Annotated in this window: 20 protein-coding genes; 14 read left to right on the top strand and 6 right to left on the bottom strand. The window is 69.0% G+C overall.

Annotated features, from left to right (window positions below; genetic code table 11):
* Positions 1-2 precede the first annotated feature (2 nt).
* Positions 3-1,379, top strand: a complete 1,377-nt coding sequence (locus AC1DB1_RS09120; RefSeq protein ID WP_477200514.1) for a glucose-6-phosphate dehydrogenase — start codon at positions 3-5, stop codon at positions 1,377-1,379.
* A gap of 42 nt (positions 1,380-1,421) precedes the next feature.
* On the opposite strand, the gene AC1DB1_RS09115 is transcribed toward AC1DB1_RS09120, so the two are convergent.
* Positions 1,422-1,916, bottom strand: coding sequence for a hypothetical protein (locus AC1DB1_RS09115; RefSeq protein ID WP_477200513.1), 495 nt, complete (start codon positions 1,914-1,916; stop codon positions 1,422-1,424).
* Between the two features lie 86 nt (positions 1,917-2,002).
* Positions 2,003-2,218 (bottom strand): hypothetical protein, encoded by a 216-nt coding sequence (locus AC1DB1_RS09110; protein WP_271178265.1) that lies wholly within the window; start codon positions 2,216-2,218, stop codon positions 2,003-2,005.
* Positions 2,219-2,305: 87 nt separating this feature from the next.
* Here AC1DB1_RS09110 and AC1DB1_RS09105 point away from each other — a divergent pair, with 87 nt between their 5' ends.
* The gene (locus AC1DB1_RS09105) at positions 2,306-3,463 is read left to right on the top strand and encodes an SLC13 family permease (RefSeq protein WP_477200512.1); all 1,158 of its coding nucleotides are present in this window, start codon (positions 2,306-2,308) and stop codon (positions 3,461-3,463) included.
* A gap of 32 nt (positions 3,464-3,495) precedes the next feature.
* Here the strand turns inward: AC1DB1_RS09105 and AC1DB1_RS09100 are convergent, their stop codons facing one another.
* Together AC1DB1_RS09100 and AC1DB1_RS09095 are read right to left on the bottom strand one after the other, a co-directional pair.
* Positions 3,496-5,508, bottom strand: a complete 2,013-nt coding sequence (locus AC1DB1_RS09100; protein WP_477200511.1) for a YhgE/Pip family protein — start codon at positions 5,506-5,508, stop codon at positions 3,496-3,498.
* Positions 5,508-8,357 carry an MMPL family transporter gene (locus tag AC1DB1_RS09095; protein ID WP_477200510.1) on the bottom strand — a complete coding sequence of 950 codons (2,850 nt, stop codon included), beginning with the start codon at positions 8,355-8,357 and terminating at the stop codon, positions 5,508-5,510. Before AC1DB1_RS09095 ends, AC1DB1_RS09100 begins: the two co-directional genes overlap by 1 nt.
* Positions 8,358-8,481: 124 nt before the next feature.
* Between AC1DB1_RS09095 and AC1DB1_RS09090 the strand changes: the two genes are divergently transcribed.
* Positions 8,482-9,141 carry a TetR/AcrR family transcriptional regulator gene (locus AC1DB1_RS09090; protein ID WP_271178269.1) on the top strand — a complete coding sequence of 220 codons (660 nt, stop codon included), beginning with the start codon at positions 8,482-8,484 and terminating at the stop codon, positions 9,139-9,141.
* A gap of 94 nt (positions 9,142-9,235) precedes the next feature.
* A complete protein-coding gene (locus tag AC1DB1_RS09085; RefSeq protein ID WP_477200509.1) occupies positions 9,236-10,120 on the top strand; it encodes an SGNH/GDSL hydrolase family protein in 885 nt (294 codons plus the stop codon).
* On the opposite strand, the gene AC1DB1_RS09080 is transcribed toward AC1DB1_RS09085, so the two are convergent.
* Positions 10,117-10,971: a sugar phosphate isomerase/epimerase family protein gene (locus AC1DB1_RS09080; RefSeq protein WP_477200559.1), complete on the bottom strand. Its 855-nt coding sequence runs from the start codon at positions 10,969-10,971 to the stop codon at positions 10,117-10,119. The genes AC1DB1_RS09085 and AC1DB1_RS09080 overlap by 4 nt on opposite strands.
* Positions 10,972-11,174: 203 nt before the next feature.
* On the opposite strand from AC1DB1_RS09080, the gene otsA reads away from it, so the two are divergent.
* The 7 genes from otsA to AC1DB1_RS09045 all read left to right on the top strand — a co-directional run bounded on the left by otsA (position 11,175) and on the right by AC1DB1_RS09045 (position 19,517).
* Entirely contained in the window at positions 11,175-12,653 is a 1,479-nt protein-coding gene (otsA, locus tag AC1DB1_RS09075; protein WP_309297492.1) for an alpha,alpha-trehalose-phosphate synthase (UDP-forming), read from the top strand.
* 13 nt (positions 12,654-12,666) lie between these two features.
* Positions 12,667-13,476, top strand: coding sequence for a trehalose-phosphatase (gene otsB, locus AC1DB1_RS09070; RefSeq protein WP_477200508.1), 810 nt, complete (start codon positions 12,667-12,669; stop codon positions 13,474-13,476).
* 42 nt (positions 13,477-13,518) lie between these two features.
* Complete coding sequence (gene ilvD, locus AC1DB1_RS09065; RefSeq protein ID WP_271178273.1) at positions 13,519-15,213, top strand: dihydroxy-acid dehydratase; 1,695 nt, start codon at positions 13,519-13,521, stop codon at positions 15,211-15,213.
* Between the two features lie 48 nt (positions 15,214-15,261).
* Positions 15,262-17,070 carry an acetolactate synthase large subunit gene (locus tag AC1DB1_RS09060; RefSeq protein WP_477200507.1) on the top strand — a complete coding sequence of 603 codons (1,809 nt, stop codon included), beginning with the start codon at positions 15,262-15,264 and terminating at the stop codon, positions 17,068-17,070.
* A gap of 3 nt (positions 17,071-17,073) precedes the next feature.
* Positions 17,074-17,583 (top strand): acetolactate synthase small subunit, encoded by a 510-nt coding sequence (gene ilvN, locus AC1DB1_RS09055; RefSeq protein WP_477200506.1) that lies wholly within the window; start codon positions 17,074-17,076, stop codon positions 17,581-17,583.
* A gap of 61 nt (positions 17,584-17,644) precedes the next feature.
* On the top strand, positions 17,645-18,673 hold the full coding sequence (ilvC, locus tag AC1DB1_RS09050; protein WP_271178276.1) for a ketol-acid reductoisomerase: 1,029 nt from the start codon (positions 17,645-17,647) through the stop codon (positions 18,671-18,673).
* Positions 18,674-18,788: 115 nt separating this feature from the next.
* On the top strand, positions 18,789-19,517 hold the full coding sequence (locus AC1DB1_RS09045; RefSeq protein WP_477200505.1) for a copper homeostasis protein CutC: 729 nt from the start codon (positions 18,789-18,791) through the stop codon (positions 19,515-19,517).
* Between the two features lie 10 nt (positions 19,518-19,527).
* Here the strand turns inward: AC1DB1_RS09045 and AC1DB1_RS09040 are convergent, their stop codons facing one another.
* Complete coding sequence (locus AC1DB1_RS09040; RefSeq protein WP_477200504.1) at positions 19,528-19,917, bottom strand: DoxX family protein; 390 nt, start codon at positions 19,915-19,917, stop codon at positions 19,528-19,530.
* Between the two features lie 137 nt (positions 19,918-20,054).
* Here AC1DB1_RS09040 and serA point away from each other — a divergent pair, with 137 nt between their 5' ends.
* From serA to AC1DB1_RS09025, 3 genes are all read left to right on the top strand, one after another.
* On the top strand, positions 20,055-21,647 hold the full coding sequence (serA, locus tag AC1DB1_RS09035) for a phosphoglycerate dehydrogenase (protein WP_477200503.1): 1,593 nt from the start codon (positions 20,055-20,057) through the stop codon (positions 21,645-21,647).
* Between the two features lie 99 nt (positions 21,648-21,746).
* A complete protein-coding gene (locus tag AC1DB1_RS09030; protein ID WP_271178280.1) occupies positions 21,747-22,112 on the top strand; it encodes a YciI family protein in 366 nt (121 codons plus the stop codon).
* Between the two features lie 86 nt (positions 22,113-22,198).
* A complete protein-coding gene (locus AC1DB1_RS09025; protein WP_477200502.1) occupies positions 22,199-23,419 on the top strand; it encodes an RNA polymerase sigma factor in 1,221 nt (406 codons plus the stop codon).
* Positions 23,420-23,421: the final 2 nt, after the last annotated feature.

Here is a 23,421-nt window from a genome sequence, read left to right as displayed (position 1 = left end):
CCATGACGCAGACGGTCGGCACTCTCGTGATTCTCGGAGGCAGCGGCGATCTCGCCTCGCGGTTGCTGCTCCCAGCCCTTGGACAACTGCTCACCAACCACCCGGAACGGCGTCTCCAGCTCGTCGGTTCCGGCAGCGAGGAATGGACGGATGCGCACTGGCGCTCGGTCGTGCGCTCGTCGTTCAAGACCGTCTCGGCAAGCGGACCTGCGATCGATGCGCTGCTCGAAGGCACGCGCTACCTGACCGCCGATGTGACGAAGCCGGATGACCTCGAGCGCATCCTCGACGCCTGCGATGCGACTCCCGCGCTGTACTTCGCCCTGCCGCCGGCGGTCACCGCCCTCGCCTGCACGGCGCTGGCGAAGATCGAGCTCCCCGAGGGCATCACGCTCGCCCTCGAGAAGCCGTTCGGCACGGACCGTCGCACGGCGATCGCGCTCAACAAGCAGCTGGCGAAGCTGGTGCCGGAAGACCAGGTGCATCGCGTCGACCACTTCCTCGGCCGTTCGACGGTCTACAACATGCTCGGTCTCCGGTTCGCCAACCGCATCTTCGAGCCGGTCTGGAGCGCCGAGCACATCGAGCGGGTCGACGTCATCTACGACGAGACGCTCGGGCTCGAGGGACGCGCCCGGTACTACGACAAGGCCGGCGCGCTGGTCGACATGATTCAGAGCCACCTACTGCAGGTGCTCGCTGTGCTGGCGATGGAGCCGCCGTCCACCCTGGATGCCCAGGACCTCCGCGACGGCAAGGGCGCTGTGCTGCGCGCGACCCGCTTGTGGCAGGACAGTCCGACGGAGTCGAGCAGGCGCGCCCGATACACCGGCGGCACTGTCGAGGGCGAGAAGGTCCCCGCCTACGCCAAGGAGCCCGGCGTCGATCCGGATCGCGAGACCGAGACACTCGCCGAGGTCACGTTCCAGATCGACACCTGGCGCTGGGCGGGCGTTCCGTTCACGCTGCGCTCGGGGAAGGCGCTGGGGGAGCGGCGCCGCGAGGTCGTGGTGACCTTCAAACCCGCCCAGCACGTGCCGACGGGACTGACGGGGACGAAAGAGCCGACCAAGCTGCGCATGATGCTCGCGCCCGACGAGATGCAACTCGAACTCAACGTCAACGGCCCGGGCGATCCGCTGCAGATCGAGCGGGCGTCGATGTCGGTGGAGTTCGGCCCCGGTCAGCTCCTGGCGTATGGCGAGGTCCTCGAGGGCATCCTCGACGGGGATCCGTCGCTGTCCGTGCGGGGCGACACGGCCGTCGAGTGCTGGCGCATCGTCGCTCCGGTGATCAGCGCCTGGACGAAGGACGAGGTCGCACTCGACACCTATCGCGCCGGCTCGCGCGGACCGTCGGGGTGGCGACCGCTCGGTTGAGCACGCTTCCGCCGGAAGACGGAGAGCCTGAACGCGAGAGGGTCAGGCTGCGGCGCGCTCGATGATGGCGGGGATCTCGCCGGTGACCGGCTTGCGGAGGTCGGTCCACACGGTGATCGGGGCCGGCTCCCAGCTGAACGCTGCCGGTTCGGACGCATCCGCCGTCTCGACGGTGACGTCGACCGTGGTCACCTCGGCGGCGACGTGCTGCGCCTCGGTGCGGGCGACGACCTCGGCGGTCTCGACCTCGGGTTCGGTGACGGCGGCTGCGGTCTCGACGAGTTCGCCGGCCTCCAGGCGACGGCGTGCGTCGACGAGGGTCGCGGTGATGGACAGCGAGACGGATTGCGCCAGCACCGAGTGGAAGATGGCGTCGGTGTCGTCGTCGGAGCGTCGGGAGACGGTCCATTCGCCCTTCGCGCCGATCAGCTCGGCGATCTTGACGTGAACCAGCTCGAGGATCTGCACCTCGCTCAACTGCGGAACGGGGACTGGAGCCGCCGGAACCGCGGCGGCGTGCCGCCTACGACCAAACATCGCGCAACCCCTTCCAGGTTGATATCACTGCTGTGATACCAGTGTCCTGGACATTGCCTGCGAATCAGGGCGGACACGCCGCGTGATCAGCGCGATTTCTCGCTGATTTCAGCCTCTTTCGACTCCTGCACGACCGTTCCGACTGCGATGGCCAGAGCGATGCCGGCGTTGATCCACATCAGCACGATGCGCCAGTCGCGCGGACCGCTCCTGCTCGACTGGATGGTGGACCACAGGCCGACCGCCGCGCTGATCACGGCGCCGTTGAAGAAGAACTTGCGCATCCGCTCCCTTTCGCTCAAGGCACCCACGCTAGCGGGTGCGTTGAGCAGCGTACGCCGTCGACTACAGTCGGACCAGCCGCCTGGGCAGTTCGGGAAAGGGAGTGGATGCGCACAGCGATCGTCGGCGCCGTGCTCCTCGTGCTCGGCGGGATCGCCGTCGCGACCGGTGTCCTCCCGCTCGCCGAGGCCGCAGAGCTCTGGGAGCGCGTGTGGCCCATCCTGCTGTTCGTCGCCGCCGTGACCGTCGTCACCGAGCTCGCGGCGGAGGCGGGTCTGTTCACGGCGATCGCGCAATTGACCGCGCGCTGGGGCCTGGGCCGCGCCTGGTTGCTGTGGATCCTGGTCGTGCTCTTCGCGACGCTCTCGACCATCTTCCTGTCGCTCGACACGACGGCGGTGCTGCTGACCCCGGTCGTGATCGTGCTCGCCCGGCACGCCGGCCTCAACCCGCTTCCGTTCGCCCTGACGACGGTCTGGCTGGCGAACACCGGCTCGCTGCTGCTGCCGGTGTCGAACCTCACCAACCTCCTCGCCCAGCACGCGATGGGCGATCCCTCTCCTGGAGAGTTCGCCGCGCTCACCGCGGCGCCGGCCGTGGTGGCCGTCGTGGTGCCCGCCGTCGCGGTGTTCCTCATTGCACGCCGGTCGCTGCTGGTGCGCTACGAGCCGGGGGAGGCTGAGCCGATCGGGGACCGGGTGCTCTTCTGGTGGAGCGCGGCGGTCGTGGCCGCACTCGTCCCCGCGCTGGTGTCGGGCATCGCGGTATGGATCCCCGCGGTGGCGGCTGCCGTCGTGCTGATCACGGTGTTCGCCGTGCGCCGGCGCAGCGTGCTGCGGTTCTCGCTGCTGCCCTGGCAGCTGATCCTGCTCGCGAGCGGGCTGTTCCTGTTCATCGAGGCTTTGCACGCGGTCGGCCTCGGCGCGCTGCTCTCCGCAGTCTCGGGGACCGGTGAGTCGCCGCTCGACCTGCTGCGCCTGTCGCTCACCGGCATGGTCGGCGCGAACGCGATCGACAATCTTCCGGCCTATCTCGCCCTGGAGCCGGTCGCGAACACACCCGTGCGCCTGGTCGCGCTCCTGATCGGCGTGAACGCCGGGCCGCTCATCACGCCATGGGCGTCGCTTGCGACCCTCCTCTGGCACCAGCGGCTGAGCTCGCTCGACGTGGAGATCCGCTGGAGCCGCTACGTGCTGCTCGGCCTGATCGTCGCGCCGATCACGGTGGTGCTCGCCACCCTCGCCCTCGCGGTGACGTCCGGCTGAGCGCCGGCCGAGCGCCGCCCGCGACGGCGGGCCTACTCGGCGGGCAGCAGCTGCGTGACCCGCACGATACGGCGGCGGGCGACCGCGATCAGCGTGAGCGCGAAGCCCAAGGCCGCCCAGAGCAGCAGGCCGCCGAAACCGCGCCAGACCCCGTCGGTCGACTCGACCACCCCGCGGAACGCGGTGATCGCGGCCGAGGTCGGCAGCCATTGCATCGCCGTCGAGAAGAACCCGGGCACCGTCGAGATGATCCCCGACGCCAGCGTGATGACCACGACCAGCATCGAGACGAACCTGCCGACCCCGCCCAGCAGCGCGACGAGCCCCTGGTTGACGGCCGCGAAGGCGATGCCGGCGACCGCGGCGATCGCCGCGAACCCGAACCACTGGCCGACATCGAGCGACAGCGCGAACTGCATGATCCCGGCGACGAGCACCCCCTGCACGGCGCCGATGACGGCCCCGGGAACGAACCCGTCGAGGGCGATCCGACCGGATGCGCGGGTCGTGAGCAGCGCGCGCTTGGACACGGCCTGCAGCACGAGGAAGGTCGCAAGGGCCCCGAGCCAGAGCGCCACCGCCCCGAACAACGGGATGCTGGACTCACCGAACGCGGCGACGTCACCGGTCTTCTGCGTCACCGGCTCCGACGCCACGGACGCCAGGTTCGTCCGGTCGGACTTCGAGTAGCTCGGCAGCTGCGCGGTCGCCTGCTTCAACCCGCTCGAGAGCGACGCCGCCCCGGACGCCGACGCGTCGGCTCCGGCCGCGAGGCCGGTGAGTCCGTCGTGCAACTGCGTGGTGCCCGAGGCGAGCTGCGAGGCGCCGTCGGCCGACTGGGCGGCGCCATCGGCGAGCTGCGCCGAGCCGGAGGCGGTCTTGGCGGCACCGGCGGCCAGACCGGATGCCCCGCCCGCGCTCTGCGTCAGGCCGGAGGCGACGGCGGAGGCGCCCGTCGCGCTCTGCGCGATCCCGCCGGTCAGTGCCGGCATCCCGTCGGCGAGCTGGGCGGCTCCCGCAGCGATGCCGGCTGTGCCTGGAACCCCGTTGACGGTCGCAGCCGCCTTCGCGATGCCGCCGCACAATTCGGCGCTTCCGCCCTCGGTGATGCATCGGGTCTGCAGCGCGCTCAGGTCACCGCCGAGGCCCGAGATCGCACCGGACAGCTGCTTCGTCTGCGCCGGGAGGGCCTGCGTCTTGCTCTGGAGAGTGCTCAGGCCGCCGGACAGGGCGGAAGCTCCGCCCGACAGCTTGGTCAGCCCGGTGGCCAGTGACGAAGCCCCTGTCGAGAGCTGCGAAGCCCCGGACGACAACGCCGAGGCGCCATCGGAGAGCTGCGAGACGCCCGACGACAGACCGGAGGCGCCGGTGCCCAACTGGCCGGCGGCATCCGCGAGCTGATGGGTGCCGGTGGCGAGCGTGCCGATGCCGCCGGAGAGCTGCGCCGCCCCGCTCGACGCCTTGGCGATCTGGTCGTGCAACGTGTTGAAGCCCACGTAGACGTTGTCCAGATAGGTCGACGTCAGCTGTTTGTTCAGCACGGAGGTCGCCGTGCTCGTCACTGCCTGGCTGATCGCCGGATCGACGAGCTTGGACTCGGCCGACGTCTGCACGTCGATCGTCGCCTGCGTGGCGTCTGCCGCCGCTCCTGCCGGGGAGGTCGCCGCTTTCGAGAAGTCCTTCGGGATCGTGACCACGGACACGTAGGTTCCGTCGGCGAGGCCGCTGGCCGCATCCTTCTCGTCGGTGAGCACCCAGCTGAAGTTGTCGCTGGTGCCGTCGAGCAGGCCGGCCGAGAGCTGACGACCGAGGGGCACGGTCTGCCCGTTGACCTTCACCGGCTGGTCGAGGTTGACCACGGCGGCCTTCACATCGCCGAGCCGCTCGGTCGGGTTCCAGAGCGCCCAGACCAGCAGCCCGCCGATCACGAGCGGCACGAGCAGGATGCCCGCGATGGTCAGCCAGGTGACGCGCTTGTCGGACCGCATCCGCTCGAGCGAGAAGATCGAGCGCGGGCGGCGGAGCGGGGCGGAGGACGTTGGCATCAGACGATCGCCTTTTCGGGGGAGCGGTGGGTGTGGAGGGTGTCTGCCGGGGCGCCGTGACCGAGCAGCACGGTGCTCGGCTCGACGGTCTCGGGGAGCAGGTCGTCGAGCGCGTCCGGTTCCACGCAGCTCACGACGAGCGCGAACGGGCGTTCTTCGAGTCGGGCGCGGCTGAACGCGTCGGCCAGCTCGTAGCGGATGCGCCGGCGCTCGACCGGGTCGGTCACCGTGTCGACGGCATCGAGCGCCAGCACGTTCGGGTGCCCGGTGAGGGCACGGCGGAGGTCGTCGACGGGGGTCTCCGTTGCGCCGAACCGCACGACGGCGGTGCGCGATCGCACGGCTGCGGCGCGGGTCGGCAGCACGAACCCGGCGACCTTGATCGTGCCGGCATCCGGCTTCGTGCGGCCCGTGACGGCCATCAGCAGGGCGGAGGCGGCGGTGCGGTCCCCGCCGTGCACCACGAGCACGTCGCCATTTCCGAGGCGGAACGACACATCGGAGAACAGCCGCTTCTTCTTGGCGCTGATCGCGAGGCCGTCCGCGGCGGCGATGTACGGATGCCCGGCCTCGGGCCAGTCCGCGAGCTCGAGCTGCTTCTGCAGTCCGTCGCCCTCCACGTCGAACGAGGGGAGCACGCGGTCGAGCCAGCGCGGCATCCACCAGGCCTTGTCGCCGAGCACCTTGAGCACGGCGGGCACGAAGGTCATGCGCACAATGAAGGCGTCGACGAAGACGCCGACGGCGAGACCGAGGGCGATCGGCTTGATCGATGTGTCCCCCTCGGGCACGAAGGCCGCGAACACCGAGATCATGATGATCGCGGCTGCCGTCACGACCTTGGCCGAACCCACGAACCCGCTCTCGACCGCGCGCCGGGCGTCGCCGCCGTGCACGTAGTCCTCGCGGATGCGGCTGACCAGGAACACCTCGTAGTCCATCGCCAACCCGAACAGCACGCCCATCAGGATGATCGGCATGAAGCTGATCACCGGGCCCTCCTTCGCGAGGTTCAGGGCGTCACCGAACCAGCCCCACTCGAAGACGGCCGCGACCGCGCCGAACGCGGCGCCGACCGAGAGCAGGTAGCCGAGGGCCGCCTTGATGGGAACGGCGATCGACCGGAAGACCATGGTCAGCAGTACGAGGGACAGCCCGACGACGAGGATGCCGAACGGCAGCAGTGCGCCGCCGAGGCGATCGGAGACGTCGATCTGGGCCGCGGTGTTGCCGGTGACCTTGAGGTCGACGCCGTACTCGTCGAGGAAGTGCTGATGCTTCGCCCGCAGATCCGAGACGAGCTGGGCCGTCTTGGGGTCATCGGGGCCCGTGGTCGGGATGACCTGCACGATGCCGGTGTCCGCGGTCTGGTTGGGGGTGGCGAGCGGCACGGACGAGACGCCGGGCATCGCTGCGATCTCGTCGCCGATCTTCGTCATGAGGCCGACGGGATCGGTGCTCGAGATGATCGATCCCGTCACGATGAGCGGCCCGTTGTAGCCCGGTCCGAAGTGCTCGGAGATGAGATCGTAGGTGACCCGCGCCGGATCGCCAGGGGCGTGCGAGCCGGCATCCGGGAGCGCGAGGCGCAGCTGCGTCGCCGGGATCGCCGCGATCCCGAGCACCGCCACGACGGCCACGATCGTGGCGATCGGGAAGCGGGTGACCGTGCGCACCCAGCCGCGGAAGAAGCCGGGAGGGATCTCGGCCTTGGCCGCGTGCGCGAGGGTCGGCGCGGCGGCGGTGCCGACCGGGGCAGGCGTCGGTTCGCCCGCGGCCGCTGCTGTGGCGGCGGCCTTCTTCGCGGCTCGCTTCGCCGCTCGCCGCCCGGGAGTGATGCGCGCGCCGGCGAAGCCGAGCAGCGCCGGCGTGAGGGTGAGGGAGATGAGCACGGCGACGGCGACGGCGACGGCAGCAGCGATGCCCATCGTCGTGAGGAACGGGATGCCGGCCACCGACAGTCCGACGAGAGCGATGATCACGGTGATGCCGGCGAAGAGCACGGCCGACCCGGCGGTCGCCACCGATCGGGCCGTTGATTCCTCCGGTGGGACGCCGGCCTTCAGCTGGCTCTGATGCCGGGAGATGATGAACAGCGAGTAGTCGATGCCGACCGCGAGACCGAGCATGAGCGCGAGCAGGGGGGTCGTCGACGAGATCGGTCCGAAGAGCGTCGCGATGAAGATCAGCGCCATCGAGAGCCCGACCCCGAGCAGGGCGGTGAGCAGGGGCATCCCGGCGGCGAGGAACGATCCGAAGGTGAGGATCAGCACCACGAGCGCGATGCCGACACCGAGGAGCTCGGTCACGCTGAGGGTCGGCAGGCTCTGGGAGAAAAGCGCACCGCCGACGGCGACCTGCGAGCCGTCTGGCAGGGCCTTCTGCAGGTCGGCGCCCGCCGTCTTCAGGTCGGTCTTCGTCTCGGCCGGCACTGTGGTCATCTGACCCTTCAGCTGCACGGTGACGATCGCGGCCGATCCGTCGTCGGAGATCGTGTTCTTGACGGTCTCGCTGTACGGGGAGGTGACGCCGGAGACCCCGTCGAGCTTCTCGAGCGACGCGACGGCGTCTTTCACGGGCTGCTCGATGTCGGCGTCGCGGACGGTGTCGCCCTTCGGGGCGACGATCACCAGCTGGGCCGACGTGCCGCTGACCTGCGGGAACGTGCGACTGAGCGTGTCGAGCGCCTCTTGGGACTCGGTACCCGGGATGCTGAAGGAGTTGTCGGTGCCCTGATTGAACAGCACGGCGCCACCGCCGAGGGCGACGAGGAGGACGATCCAGAGCGACAGCACCAGTTTGCGGGCGCGGAACGCCCAGCGGCCGATCGAATACAGAATCGAGGACACGCGTTCTCCTACGTATCGGTGACACAACAGCATCAGGGAAGGGTTTCGATACACCGTCGTATCCGATACTCGAATGTATCGGATACACTGATGTATCTGGACCTCGACTCAGGAAGGTTTCAGCTTGGACACGACAGCTCTCAGAGAAGATGCCCCGGTCGATTCGGCGCGCCGCCAGAAGACCCGCGCACGCCTGCTCGACGCGGCGTTCGAGATCTTCGCCGAGCACGGAGTGCACGCCGCGAGCGTCGAGATGATCACCGAGGCGGCCGGCTTCACGCGCGGCGCGTTCTACTCGAACTTCTCCAGCAAGAACGAGCTGTTCTTCGCCCTGATGGAGCGCGAGAAGTCCCTGCGCATCGAACAGCTCAACGAGGGCGTCGCGCAGTTCCTCGCTCCGGCGGTCGGCGGAGGTGCCGCGCTGGGTGACGATGCGGTCGTCGAGATCATCACCAAGGTGCTCGAGCTGCAGTCGGACGACCGGCGTTGGTGGCTCGTGCAGTCGGAGTTCCAGCTGCTGGCGATGCGCGATCCCGAGATCTCGGCCGGCTTCCTCGAGTATCAGGACGGCTTCGTCCGCGAGCTCACCACCATCGTGGTCGAGGCGCTCACGTCGGCATCGCTCCGTTTCACGATCGACGCAGAAGAGGCCGTTCGGGTGATCGCCGAGCTCTGCGCGAACGCCGAGGCGCGTGCCCTGCTCGCCGGCGACGAGCGCAAGCTCTCCGAGCGGCTGTCGGCCAGCGTGCCGGCGATCATGCTCGCGCTGACCGAGCGTCTCTGACCGGGCGTCTCTGGCCGAGCGTCTCTGACCGGGCGCAGCGGGTTCGCGGCCCGTATCGAGCGATCGTCAAGCCTGCGCCGGTAGCGTAGACCGGATGCGACGCAGAACCCTCCTGATCCCGATCATCGCCATCGTCGCTGTCGGCGCGCTCGCCGGAGCGGGCGCCATCGCGTGGGCGGCGAGCCGCGGCGGAGCCGAATCGCCGTCCGCAGCCGTGCCGGAGGTCCCCACCCCGACGCCGACCCCGACGCTCGACCCGTTCCCGAAAGAACCGCTCACCACCGAGACGCGTTACGTCGCGCTCGGCGACTCCTTCGCAGCCGGGATGGGCGCCGGCGACGAGCAGGGCCGCTGCCTGACCAGCGACAAGGCCTATCCCGACCTGTTCGCCGAGGCCTCCAAGGTCGACCTCATCGCCAACGCCGCGTGCAGCGGCGCCACCACCGGCGACCTCCTCAAGCGCCAACTCATCGCACTCGACGACCGCACCGACCTGGTCACGATCAGCGTGGGCGGCAACGATCTGGGCGTCGCGGCGATCGCGGCCGACTGCTCGGCGGGCAAAGCGGTCGCCTGCCGCACCGAGGTGTCATCCGGTCTCTCGCTGCTCAACGTGCTGCCCGAGCGTCTCGACACCGTCTACTCGGCCGTGGCGCAAGCCGCACCCAACGCCCGCATCGTCGTCACCGGGTACGCCACGCTCTACGACGCGTCCGACCCGAGCGCGTCCGACTTCGGCATCGCCGCCACGATCAACGCCGCCACCGTCGGACTCAACCAGGTGATCAGCGACGCCGTCGACGCCCAGCGCGCCAAGGGGATCCCGATCACCTTCGTGGGAGTCGACTTCGACGGTCATGGCATCGGCAACAAGGATCCGTGGGTCAACACGACGGGCTACACCGCCTTCCACCCCACGGCGGCCGGCTACGAGGAGTACTCGCGCGAGCTCGTGCGGCTCCTCGGCACTGCCGGCTAGGAGCGGCGCACCGGCAGCATCGACGCCAGAGCCCGGCGGCTGCGCGAGAACCGCGGATGCGCGGCGACGGCCGCATGCGTGCGGGCGAAGTCGAGGGTCTCGCGGAGCAGCGCGAGACGTTCGTCCTCGGTGCGCGCCTTGCGGGTGTTGACCTCGGCCACGATGCTCCCGTCCCACCGACGGGCGGCGAGCATCCGGAGCACCTCGGCGACCGGCTGGCCGCCGTGGCCGGGAAGCAGATGCTCGTCGAAGACCCGGGAGTCGTCGAGCGCGCCCGAGCCGTCGCACAGGTGCACGTGCCGCAGCCGGTCGCCGAGCTCGGCGGCGAAGTCGAGGGAGTCGAGCCCGCTGAGGGCGGCGTGCGAGAAGTCGAGGGTCACCGCGTCGCAGTCCATCGCGCTGGGATCCCAGCCGGGGGAGTATGCCGCGAGCGAGCGGCTGCCCACCTTCCACGGGAACATGTTCTCGACCGCGATCTCGACGCCGCTGTCGGCTGCCGTGCTGCGCACGATGTCGAGGAACCCGGCCGCGTAGTCGGACTGCCACCGGAACGGCGGATGCACGACGACGGTCTCGGCGCCGACCGCCTTCGCGAGTTCGGCGGACCGCTCGAGCTTGACCTGCGGGTCGCGGCCCCAGACGAAGTGGGTGAGCAGCAGCACCGGGGCGTGGATGGACAGGATGGGCATCCCGTACCTGGCGGACAGGGTGAGGAGCGATTTGGCGGACTGCGTGACCTCGTCGCGGGTGACCATCACCTCCACTCCGTCGTAGCCGGCGAGCCGGGCGTAACGGAAGGCGTGCTCCGTCGAAAGCGGATACACGCACGAGGTGCTCATGCCGATGCGCATCACAGTCGTCACTCTAATCACGCCCGCTGAACTCCCGATGGCCGTTCGGCGAACGCGCGGCAGACTCCCGGTTCCACGACGCTGGTACCCTGACTGATAGTGCGCACGACCGGCGACAACGACGGATTGGACCCACCATTTCAGCTCAGACCGACAGCACCACGGGCAGCGACGCGGCCGCGGACAACACAAGCTACGACCTGGTGATCGTTTCCAATCGCCTTCCGGTCGACCGCGTCATCGACGACGACGGCACCGCGACGTGGCGTCCGTCGCCCGGTGGTCTCGTCGCTGCGCTCGAACCCGTGATGCGGGCGGAAGACGGCATCTGGATCGGCTGGGCCGGTGTAGCCGACGAAGACGTCGAGCCGTTCGAGGCCGACGGCATCAGCATCCACCCCGTGCGGCTCAGCGAGCAGGAGCTGCAGGAGTACTACGAGGGATTCTCGAACGACACCCTCTGGCCGCTCTATCACGATGTGATCGCGCCGCCGAGCTTCCACCGCGAGTGGTGGGAGAGCTACGTCAAGGTCAATCAGCGGTTCGCGGATGCTGCCGCCGCCGTCTCGGCCAAGGGCGCCGTGGTCTGGGTGCACGACTACCAGCTGCAGCTCGTCCCGGCGATGCTGCGGGCGGTGCGGCCCGACCTCGTGATCGGCTTCTTCAACCACATCCCGTTCCCGCCCTACGGCATCTACTCCCAGCTCCCGTGGCGGCGCCAGATCATCGACGGACTGCTCGGCGCCGACGTCATCGGCTTCCAGCGGGTGGCGGACGCCGGCAACTTCTCCCGCGCTGTCCGACGGCTCAAGGGCTACGAGACCCGCGGCCCGATCATCGAGGTGCCGATCGACTCCGACGATCCGGAAGCCGGGTCGCACCGACACGTCACGATGAATCGCCACGGCGGCCTGGTGCGCACCGTGCTCGCACGGCAGTTCCCGATCTCCATCGACGCCGAGCAGTACCAGACGATGGCGCGCCGGCCCGAGATCCAGGAGCGTGCCCGCCAGATCCGCGAGGAGCTCGGCAACCCGCAGACGATCATGCTCGGCGTCGACCGGCTCGACTACACGAAGGGCATCGGCCACCGACTCAAGGCCTTCGGCGAACTGCTCGCCGAGGGCACGCTCTCCGCGGAGGACGTCACGCTCGTCCAGGTCGCGAGCCCGAGCCGTGAGCGCGTCGAGACCTACAAGCAGCTCCGCGACGAGATCGAGCTGACGGTCGGCCGGATCAACGGCGACTACTCCACCCTGGGGCACACCGCGATCGCCTACCTGCATCACGGCTACCCCCGCGAGGAGATGGTCGCGCTCTATCTGGCCGCCGACGTCATGCTGGTCACCGCCCTGCGCGACGGCATGAATCTGGTCGCCAAAGAGTACGTGGCCACCCGTGTCGACGACGACGGTGTGCTGGTGCTCAGTGAGTTCGCCGGTGCAAGCGACGAGCTGCGCCAGGCGCTGCTCATCAATCCGCACGACATCGAGGGGCTCAAGGAGACGATCCTGCAGGCCATCGCGATGCCCAGGCGCGAGCGGGTGCGACGGATGCGCGCATTGCGCAAGCGCGTGCTCACCAACGATGTGGCGAAGTGGTCGGCGTCGTTCCTCGACGCCCTGACGCGCAGTGCGCACGGCGACCACCCGCTGCAGAACCCGCCGGTCAACCGGCGCTGAACCAGAAAGAAGCATGACCGAGACACCTCGTCCCACTCCCACCGAGTCCGCCATCGCGCTGGCCGCCGCCCTCAAGCAGTTCGCAGCCGCCGATCGCGTGCTCCTCGCGCTCGACTTCGACGGCACGCTGGCGCCGTTCGTCGACAAGCCCAAGTCGGCGCGAGCGCTTCCGGAGTCGAAGGCGGCTCTCGAGAAGCTCGAGCGCACGCCGGACACCTGGGTCGCCTACGTCTCCGGCCGTCCGCTCTCGAGTCTCGAGATCGTGACGGAGGCCGACGAGGACGCCCTGCTGATCGGCTCGCACGGCGTGGAGGTGCGGTTCGGGCGCGACGGCGTCTCGCTCGACCTCAGCGACGAGGAGCGGTCGACGCTGACCCGTCTGGGCGAGGTGCTGCAGCAGCTGGTCGAAAGTGTTCCCGGCACCCGGCTCGAGGTGAAGCCGGTCGGCTTCGGCGTGCACTACAGGCTGCTCGAGGAGACGGACGGCGCCGACGTGGTGCGCCGGGCCTACGAGGCCGCTGCGATGGTGAGCGACTCGCTCACCATCCGCGACGGCAAGGACATCATCGAATTCTCGGTGCGCGGCGCCGACAAGGGCGACGGGATCGAGCGCCTCCGCGAGTACACGGCGGCGAACGCTGTGCTCTTCGCGGGCGACGACGTGACCGACGAGGACGGCTTCCGCGTGCTGCGCGTCGAGTCCGGCGACATCGGCATCAAAGTGGGCGACGGCGAGACGCTGGCGCAGTTCCGGCTCGCCGACGAGAAGGCCGTCGCGGCCATGCTGACACTGCTCGCGGAGGCCCGCGCGTCGCGCTCGTGACACATGGTCCGAGTGGCATGCGCGACGTCCTAGAGTTGATCCATGCCTGACATCGATTGGAAACCGCGCTCACGCGTCGTCACCGACGGCATCGAAGCAACCACCAGCCGGGGGATGCTTCGTGCGGTCGGTATGGGCGACGCCGACTGGGAGAAGCCGCAGATCGGCATCGCGAGCTCGTGGAACGAGATCACCCCCTGCAACCTGTCGCTCGACCGCCTCGCACAGGGCGCGAAAGAGGGAGTGCACTCCGGCGGCGGCTACCCGCTCCAGTTCGGCACCATCTCCGTTTCCGACGGCATCTCGATGGGCCACGAGGGGATGCACTTCTCGCTCGTCTCCCGTGAGGTCATCGCCGACTCGGTCGAGACCGTCATGATGGCGGAGCGCCTCGACGGCACCGTCCTGCTCGCGGGCTGCGACAAGTCGCTTCCCGGCATGCTGATGGCCGCCGCGCGCCTCGACCTCTCCGCGGTGTTCCTCTACGCCGGCTCGATCGCCCCCGGTTGGGTCAAGCTCTCCGACGGCACCGAGAAGGACGTCACGATCATCGACTCCTTCGAGGCCGTCGGCGCCTGCAAGGCGGGCAAGATGAGCGAAGAGGACCTCAAGCGCATCGAGTGCGCCATCGCACCGGGCGAAGGCGCCTGCGGCGGCATGTACACCGCGAACACCATGGCTTCTGTCGCAGAGGCGCTCGGCATGAGCCTCCCCGGCTCGGCAGCGCCGCCCTCGGCCGACCGCCGCCGCGACTACTTCGCCCACCGCTCCGGCGAGGCTGTGGTCAACCTGCTCAAGCTGGGCATCACCGCGCGCGACATCATGACCAAGGAGGCGTTCGAGAACGCCATCGCCGTCGCGATGGCGTTCGGAGGCTCCACCAACGTCGTGCTTCACCTGCTGGCGATCGCCAGGGAGGCCGAGGTCGACCTCACCATCGACGACTTCAACCGCATCGGCGACAAGGTGCCGCACATCGGCGACCTCAAGCCCTTCGGCAAGTACGTCATGAACGACGTCGACCGCCACGGCGGTGTCCCCGTCGTCATGAAGGCGCTCCTCGACGCCGGCCTGCTGCACGGCGACTGCCTCACCGTCACCGGCAAGACCGTCGCCGAGAACCTCGCCGAGATCAACCCGCCCGCTCCGGACGGCGAGGTCATGCGCTCGCTCGACAACCCCATCCACGCGACCGGTGGCATCACGATCCTCAAGGGCTCGCTCGCCCCCGAGGGCGCCGTGGTCAAGACCGCCGGCTTCGACGCCGAGGTGTTCGAGGGCCCCGCCCGTGTGTTCGAGCGCGAGCGTGCTGCCATGGACGCACTCACCGAGGGCAGGATCAACGCCGGCGACGTCGTGATCATCCGCTACGAGGGTCCGAAGGGCGGCCCGGGCATGCGCGAGATGCTCGCCATCACCGCCGCCATCAAGGGCGCAGGCCTCGGCAAGGATGTACTACTATTGACCGACGGACGATTCTCAGGCGGCACAACCGGCCTGTGCATCGGCCACATAGCACCCGAAGCGGTGGACGCAGGTCCCATCGCCTTCGTGCGCGATGGTGATCTGATACGGGTCGATATCGCGGCTCGCTCCCTCGACCTACTTGTCGACGAGTCTGAGCTGACCGCCCGCCGTGAAGGCTGGGCGCCGCTTCCTCCGCGCTATACCCGTGGCGTTCTCGCTAAGTACTCCAAGCTCGTGCACTCCGCTGCGGAGGGCGCGGTCACGGGGTAGTCCGCGCCCCACTATCAACCGTTACGTACGTTAGGGACTCGCTTACACATGTCCTCGGAAACCAGTACCCCCAGTACCGTGTTGCCCACCGCGATGCCTGGTAAGGCCTCGCCCGAACTCCTGACGGGCTCGCAGTCCGTCGTCCGCACCCTCGAACTGCTCGGCGTCGACAACGTCTTCGGGCTGCCGGGCGGTGCGATCCTTCCGATCTACGACGCGATCATGGACTCCACCGCGATCCGACACGTGCTGGTGCGCCATGAACAGGGCGCCGGGCACGCGGCCGAGGGCTACGCCTCTGCCAGCGGCAAGGTCGGCGTCGCCATGGCCACCTCGGGCCCCGGCGCCACCAACCTGGTCACCGCGATCATGGACGCGCACATGGACTCCGTTCCGGTGGTCTTCATCACCGGCCAGGTCTTCTCCACCCTGATGGGCACGGACGCGTTCCAGGAGGCCGACATCGTGGGCATCACGATGCCGATCACGAAGCACTCCTTCCTCGTGAAGGATGCGGCGGACATCCCTTCGACGATCGCCGCGGCGTACCACATCGCCGGCACGGGCCGTCCCGGTCCGGTGCTCGTCGACATCACCAAGGACGCGCAGCAGAACACGGTGCCGTTCGTGTGGCCGCCGAAGATCGACCTGCCGGGTTACCGGCCGATCACGAAGGCGCACGGCAAGCAGATCCTGGCCGCGGCGCAGATGCTGGCCGAGGCCAAGAAGCCGATCCTCTACGTGGGCGGCGGCGTCATCCGGTCGCGGGCGTCGAAGGAACTGCTCGAGCTCGCCGAGGTGACGGGCGTCCCCGTGACGACCACGCTGATGGCCCGCGGAGCGTTCCCCGACTCGCACAAGCAGCACCTCGGCATGCCCGGCATGCACGGCACGGTGCCCGCGGTGCTCGCCCTCCAGGAGTCGGATCTGATCATCTCGCTCGGCGCGCGGTTCGACGACCGCGTGACGGGGAACACCTCGCTGTTCGCTCCGAACGCCAAGATCGTGCACGTCGACGTCGACCCGGCCGAGATCTCCAAGATCCGTGTCGCCGACGTCCCCATCGTCGGCGATGCCAAGGACGTCATCGTCGATCTGACCGCCGCCTACACCGACGCGATCAAGGCGACCACGCCCGACATCATCGAGTGGTGGACGTACCTGAACGGACTCCGCGAGGAGTTCCCGCTCGGGTTCTCGCCGACCACCGACGGTCTGCTGGCTCCCCAGCACGTCATCAAGCGCATCGGCGAGCTGACCGGGCCGGAGGGCATCTACGCCGCCGGCGTCGGACAGCACCAGATGTGGGCCGCGCAGTTCATCGCCTACGAGCGCCCGAACTCCTGGCTCAACTCCGGTGGTGCGGGAACGATGGGCTACTCGGTGCCCGCCGCCATGGGCGCCAAGGTCGCCGAGCCCGACCGCGTCGTCTGGTCGATCGACGGCGACGGATGCTTCCAGATGACCAATCAGGAGCTCGCCACCTGCACGATCAACAACATCCCGATCAAGGTGGCGATCATCAACAACTCGTCGCTCGGGATGGTGCGCCAGTGGCAGACGCTGTTCTACGACGGCCGCTACTCGAACACCGACCTCAACACCGGTCACGACACGATCCGCGTCCCCGACTTCGTGAAGCTGGCCGAGGCGTACGGCGCCCTCGGCATCCGGGTCACGAAAGAAGAAGAGGTCGACGCAGCCATCAAGCTCGCGCTCGAGACGAACGACCGCCCGGTCGTCATCGACTTCGTGGTGAGCGCCGACGCCATGGTCTGGCCGATGGTTCCCCAGGGCGTCAGCAACAGCTATGTGCAGTACGCCCGCGAGCACAGCCCCGCCTTCGGAGAGGAGTAACCCATGAGCACGCACGTTCTGAGCCTCCTCGTCGAGGACAAGCCGGGTCTGCTGACCCGCGTCGCCGGGCTGTTCGCCCGTCGCGGCTTCAACATCGAGTCGCTCGCCGTCGGCCGCAGCGAGCTCGAAGGCCTCTCCCGCATCACGGTGGTGGTGGATGTGGAGGATCTCCCGCTCGAACAGGTGACGAAGCAGCTGAACAAGCTGATCAACGTGATCAAGATCGTCGAGCTCGATCCCGTGCAGTCGGTTCAGCGCGAGCACCTGCTGATCAAGGTGCGCGTCGACAACACGACCCGCTCGCAGGTCCTCGAGGCCGTCAACCTGTTCCGTGCGCGCGTCGTCGACGTGGCGACCGATGCCCTCGTGATCGAGGTCACCGGCGACAGCGGAAAGACCCAGGCCCTGCTCAAGGTGCTGGAGCCCTACGGGATCAAAGAAATGGCGCAGTCCGGCCTGCTCGCGATCGGCCGTGGCGCGAAGTCCATCACCGAGCGCGTCTACAAGAACTAGGTCCGCCCCCGGGCGGCTCGAAATACTCAATCAGAACCACATCATTAAGGAGAAACCACTCGTGGCTGAGATCTACTACGACAACGACGCAGATCTGTCGATCATCCAGGGCAAGAAGGTCGCCGTCATCGGCTACGGCTCGCAGGGCCACGCCCACGCGCAGAACCTCCGCGACTCGGGTGTCGAGGTCGTCGTCGGCCTCAAGGAGGGCTCGAAGTCGAAGCCCAAGGCCGAAGAGGCCGGCTTCACGGTGCTGAGCGCCGCCGACGCCGCCAAGTGGGCCGACGTCATCGTCATCCTCGCTCCGGACCAGGTGCAGCGTCACCTCTACGCCGACGACGTGCAGCCGAACCTCGAGGCGGGCAACGCCCTGGTCTTCGGTCACGGCTTCAACATCCGCTTCGGCTACATCGAGGCGCCGGAGGGCGTCGACGTGATCATGGTCGCCCCCAAGGGACCGGGCCACACCGTGCGGCGCGAGTACGAGGCCGGCCGCGGCGTGCCCGTGATCGTCGCCGTCGAGGAAGACGCCACCGGCAACGCCTGGCCGCTCGTGCTGAGCTACGCCAAGGGCATCGGCGGCCTCCGCGCCGGCGGCATCAAGACCACCTTCACCGAAGAGACCGAGACCGACCTGTTCGGTGAGCAGGCCGTGCTGTGCGGCGGTGTCTCGCAGCTCGTCCAGTACGGCTTCGAGACGCTGACCGAGGCGGGCTACCAGCCGCAGGTCGCCTACTTCGAGGTGCTGCACGAGCTCAAGCTGATCGTCGACCTCATGTGGGAGGGCGGCATCGCCAAGCAGCGCTGGAGCGTCTCCGACACGGCCGAGTACGGCGACTACGTGTCGGGCCCGCGCGTGATCGACCCGCACGTCAAGGAGAACATGAAGGCCGTTCTCTCCGACATCCAGGACGGCACGTTCGCCAAGCGCTTCATCGCCGACCAGGATGCCGGAGCGCCCGAGTTCCTGGAGCTCCGCAAGAAGGGCGAGCAGCACCCCATCGAGGCCACCGGCCGCGAGCTGCGCAAGCTCTTCGCGTGGAACGCGTCGAACGACGACGACTACGTGGACGGCGAGGTTGCACGCTGAGCGCGTGCCCGCTGAACTAGCCTGAGAGGTGCCGCCGCCCTCCGCCTCTGCGGAGTGGCGCGGCACCTTTCTGCTTCGCCGGGGACGCGCGGAGCCCGCTTCGTGAGGAGAACCGGTGAACCGTCGACTCGCCGTCGAGATCGCAGTGCAGGACCGAGCAGGGGTCCGCGTCGCGCTCGACGCCGACGCCGATCGCATCGAGCTGTGCTCCGCGCTCGGCATGGGCGGCCTCACCCCGTCAGCCGGGCTGATCGCGGCGGCCGTCGCCGAAGCGGCTGAGCACGGCCACGACGGGTTCGTGCACGTGCTGGTGCGCCCGCGCGGCGGCGGCTTCGTCTACACGCCCGACGAGGTCGAGCTCACGATGGCCGACATCCGCTATGCGCGCGAGGCGGGAGCATCCGGAGTCGTGGTGGGAGCCTTGGACGAGATCGGCGCCGTCGACATCGCGACCGTCGGCCGGTTCGTCGAAGCGGCCGGTGGGCTCGACGTCACGTTCCATCGCGCGATCGACATCGTGCCCGACCCCATCGGGGCTCTCGAGCAGCTCGTCGGGCTCGGCGTGCGCCGCATCCTGACCTCCGGGGGCGAGGCCCGCAGCATCGACGGCGTCGGGATGCTCGCAGCGCTGAGCGCAGAGGCATCCGGTCGCATCCAGGTGATGGCGGGCGGGGGAGTCACCGTGCCCGACATCCTCGCTCTCGCGGCGACCGGCGTGGATGCGGTGCATCTGTCGGCGCGGACCGTCGCACTGGGCGCTCCGAGCGGGCCGGGCGGGGGCGACTCCTCCTACGACCTGACGGACGCCTCCGTTGTGCGCGCGGCGATCGCCGCCGCGGCCTGATCCGCTTGTCTCAGAGCGCGCAGAACACGCACAGCACGATCAGCAGGAGCTGCAGCAGGAGACGCGGCACCAGCGGCGTCGCCAGCTTTCCGAAGCGCTCGGGATGGCGCGCGGCATAGGCGTTGGCGGGGAACACGGCGACCAGGAAGACAGCGAGCAGGATCGCGGCCGCCACCCGCGTCGGAGGCAGCAGCAGGCCAACGCCGCCGGCGAGCTCGCACACCCCGGTGACCGCCACGAGCACCTCGGGTCGCAGCATTCCCGACCGGCGCATCCGGGGCGGGATCATCTTCGCCATCGTGCGCCGGGCGCCGGGCCTGAAGTGCAGGACACCCATGAAAACGAACACGGCGGCGAGGGCGATCCGCACGACGAGCTGCACGGTTTCGAAGACGGTCATCGGTCCAGTCTGCATGCTGCGCGGGGCGTAACGCGGCGAAAGGCACCCCACGCCAGCCGGTAGAGTGTGTGCTGATCGCGCCCCAATGATCGTGGCGCTCGCCTCCCAAGCCTGCTCCCACCCAAAGGAACTGCCACGTGACAAAGCCGGTCGTGCTGATCGCCGAAGAACTTTCGCCCGCTACCGTCGACGCCCTCGGGCCGGACTTCGAGATCCGCTCGGTCGACGGAACCGACCGCCCGGCGCTCCTGTCCGCGGTCACGGACGCGGACGCGATCCTGGTGCGCTCCGCCACGAAGGTCGACGAGGAGGTCATCGCCGCCGCGCCCAAGCTGCGCGTCGTCGCGCGTGCCGGCGTCGGGCTCGACAACGTCGACATCAAGGCGGCCACCACCGCCGGCGTCATGGTGGTCAACGCGCCCACCTCAAACATCATCTCGGCCGCCGAGCTCACCGTCGGTCACATCCTGAGCCTCGCCCGTCACATCCCGGCGGCCCACAGCGCGCTCGCGCAGGGACAGTGGAAGCGCTCGAAGTACACCGGCGTCGAACTCTACGAGAAGACCGTCGGGATCATCGGCCTCGGCCGCATCGGCGCCCTCATCACCGCGCGTCTGCAGGCGTTCGGCACCAAGGTCGTCGCGTACGACCCCTACGTCACCTCGGCCCGCGCCCAGCAGCTCGGTGTGCAGCTGGTGACGCTCGACGAACTGCTCGCCGAGGCCGACTTCATCACCATCCACATGCCGAAGACCCCCGAGACCACGGGCATGATCAGCGACGACCAGCTCGCGCTGATGAAGCCGACCGCGTTCATCGTGAACGTCGCCCGCGGCGGACTGATCGACGAGGACGCCCTCTACCGCGCGCTCTCGACCCACTCGATCGCCGGCGCCGGTCTCGACGTCTTCGTCAGCGAGCCCCCGACGGACTCCCCGCTGCTCGCGCTCGAGAACGTCGTCGTCACCCCGCACCTCGGTGCGTCGACCGACGAGGCCCAGGAGAAGGCGGGTGTCTCGGTCGCCAGGTCGGTGCGCCTCGCGCTGTCGGGCGAACTGGTGCCCGACGCGGTCAACGTCGCCGGCGGCGTCATCGACCCGTATGTGCGTCCCGGCATCCCGCTCGTCGAGAAGCTCGGCCAGGTCTTCTCCGGCCTCGCGCACAGCCCGCTGACCAGCGTCGACGTCGAGGTGCGCGGCGAGCTCGTCGACTACGACGTGAGCGTGCTGAAGCTGGCCGCGCTCAAGGGCATCTTCACCAAGGTGGTCAGCGAGACCGTCTCGTACGTCAACGCGCCCCTGCTCGCCGAACAGCGCGGCATCGAGGTGCGACTCATCACCGACTCGGTCAGCGAGGAGTACCGCAACCTCATCACCCTGCGCGGCGCGCTCAGCGACGGCTCGCAGGTGTCGGTCTCCGGCACGCTGACCGGCACGAAGCAGATCGAGAAGATTGTCGAGATCAACGGCTACGACGTCGAGGTCCCGATCGCCGAGCACCTGATCGTCATGGTGTACGACGACCGCCCGGGCATCGTCGCGGTCTACGGCCAGGAGTTCGGTGAGGCGGAGATCAACATCGCCGGCATGCAGATCGCCCGTACCTCGGCCGGCGGCAAGGCGCTGAGCGTGCTCACCGTCGACTCGCGCATCCCCGAGGGCCTGCTCGAGAAGGTGCGCGTCGCGATCGACGCCGATCTCATGCAGGAGATCGACATCACCGAGTCGTAGCGGATCTTTTTTCGACCGCGCTGTCGATTTCTGCGGCAGGCTTGCGTCGTACTGGTGTTCGCATCAGAAGCGCGCAAGCGCACGACGTAGGGAGACATCATGTCCGACGAATACGTGATCCTCATCCGTGAGCCCAACTGGAACCCCGACGAGATCTCGGCGGAGGACTGGCAGGCAGCGATGGCGGGGCACGCGGCGTTCCAGGAGGCGGTCGCATTGGCCGGCGAGAAGATCACCGCCAGCGCCGCTCTGCAGCCCATCTCGGCCGCGACGAAGATCACCCCGCAGGCGGGCGGGAAGCCGGTGCTCACCGACGGTCCGTTCGGCGAGACCCGCGAGGTCGTCACCGGTTTCTACAGCTTCACCGCCTCCAGCCCGGATCAGGCGCGCGAGCTCGCGTCCATGATCCCGACGGAGGGTTGGCTCGAGCTGTTCCCGGTGCTCGTGCTCGACTCGGTGCGCTGATCGTCGACCCGGTGGTCACGGCGTCCGTGCCGTGACCGGCGCCGCGGGCGATTGTGCCTGCGCCGCCCGTCACGGTTGAATGAGCTGTGGCCACCGGGATCGAGCAGGCGTTCCGAGACGACGCCCCGCGCATCCTGGGCGCCGTCGCCCGGTACGCCGGCGACCTGCTCACGGCGGAGGACGCCGTGCAGGAGGCTTTCGCGCGCGCCATCGAGCTGGAGACCGCCGGCCGCGCGCCCGACAACCCGGCCGCCTGGATCACCACGGTGGCCAGACGGATCGCGGTCGACACGGTCCGCAAGGAACGCACGACGACGCGCGCCCTGCCGGCTCTCGCCGCCGAGGCGCGCCGAACGGCGGATATGCCCATGCCCGAGAACACCGAGACCACCTTCACCGGTGACGAGCGGCTCGAGCTGATCCTGCTCCTCTGCCACCCCGAGGTGAGCGAGGAGGCGAGGGTCGCGCTCGCGCTCCGCTTCGTCTGCGGGGTGCCGACGCGCGACGTCGCCGCGGTCTTCCTCGTGCAGGAGGCGACGATGGCCGCGCGCCTGACGCGGGCCAAGAAGCGCATCCACGATTCGAGCATCCGGTTCGCGATCGACGACGAGGCGGATGTCACGGCGCGCTTTCCGGATGCGCTCACGACCATCTACCTGCTCTTCACCGTCGGCCATGCGGCACCCGACGACAGGGTGCGCGCCGATGCCATCGTGCTCGCGAGGGATGCGCACCGCATCCGGTCGGGCGATGCCGAGGCGGCCGGGCTGCTCGCGCTGCTGCTGCTCACCGAAGCGCGTCAATCGACGAGGCTCACGCCGGGCGGCGAGTTCGTCACCCTGTCCGAGGCCGACCGCGGCGGATGGAACGTCGCGATGATGATCGAGGGGGAACGGCTCGCGACGAGCGCGCTGGCCGGCCGCGGGCGTTTCGCGCTGCAGGCGGGCATCGCCGGGCTCCACGCGATCGCGCCCACCTGGGCCGACACCGACTGGCCCTCGATTGCCCGGCTCTACGACCGGCTGGTCGAGGAGTGGCCGTCGCCATCGGCGCGGCTCGGGCGCATCGTCGCGCGCGGCTACAGCCCGGATGTCGGACCGGAGGCCGCGCTCGCGGAGCTGGATGCCGAACCCCTGTTCTTCGACAGCGTCCTCGCGCCGCAGGGATACGCGGCGCGCGGAGACCTCGCACGATTGGCCGGCGATCGCGCGACGGCGAGGGCGGCGTACCGCCGTGCCATCGAGCTGGAGCCGAACGCGCGCGCCCGGCGGTTCCTGGAGACGCGTGTGGCCGGGCTCGGCCGTTAGCG

The organism is Leifsonia sp. 10N434, assembly GCF_056394405.1.
This window is presented reverse-complemented; position numbering and strand designations above follow the sequence as displayed.

Coding starts and splice junctions, on each gene's coding strand:
- AC1DB1_RS09120 (WP_477200514.1), top strand. CDS start 3: ATGACGCAGACGGTCGGCACTCTCGTGATTCTCGGAGGCAGCGGCGAT.
- AC1DB1_RS09115 (WP_477200513.1), bottom strand. CDS start 1,916: ATGTTTGGTCGTAGGCGGCACGCCGCCGCGGTTCCGGCGGCTCCAGTC.
- AC1DB1_RS09105 (WP_477200512.1), top strand. CDS start 2,306: ATGCGCACAGCGATCGTCGGCGCCGTGCTCCTCGTGCTCGGCGGGATC.
- AC1DB1_RS09100 (WP_477200511.1), bottom strand. CDS start 5,508: ATGCCAACGTCCTCCGCCCCGCTCCGCCGCCCGCGCTCGATCTTCTCG.
- AC1DB1_RS09085 (WP_477200509.1), top strand. CDS start 9,236: ATGCGACGCAGAACCCTCCTGATCCCGATCATCGCCATCGTCGCTGTC.
- AC1DB1_RS09080 (WP_477200559.1), bottom strand. CDS start 10,971: ATGCGCATCGGCATGAGCACCTCGTGCGTGTATCCGCTTTCGACGGAG.
- otsB (WP_477200508.1), top strand. CDS start 12,667: ATGACCGAGACACCTCGTCCCACTCCCACCGAGTCCGCCATCGCGCTG.
- ilvD (WP_271178273.1), top strand. CDS start 13,519: ATGCCTGACATCGATTGGAAACCGCGCTCACGCGTCGTCACCGACGGC.
- AC1DB1_RS09060 (WP_477200507.1), top strand. CDS start 15,262: ATGTCCTCGGAAACCAGTACCCCCAGTACCGTGTTGCCCACCGCGATG.
- ilvN (WP_477200506.1), top strand. CDS start 17,074: ATGAGCACGCACGTTCTGAGCCTCCTCGTCGAGGACAAGCCGGGTCTG.
- AC1DB1_RS09040 (WP_477200504.1), bottom strand. CDS start 19,917: ATGACCGTCTTCGAAACCGTGCAGCTCGTCGTGCGGATCGCCCTCGCC.
- AC1DB1_RS09030 (WP_271178280.1), top strand. CDS start 21,747: ATGTCCGACGAATACGTGATCCTCATCCGTGAGCCCAACTGGAACCCC.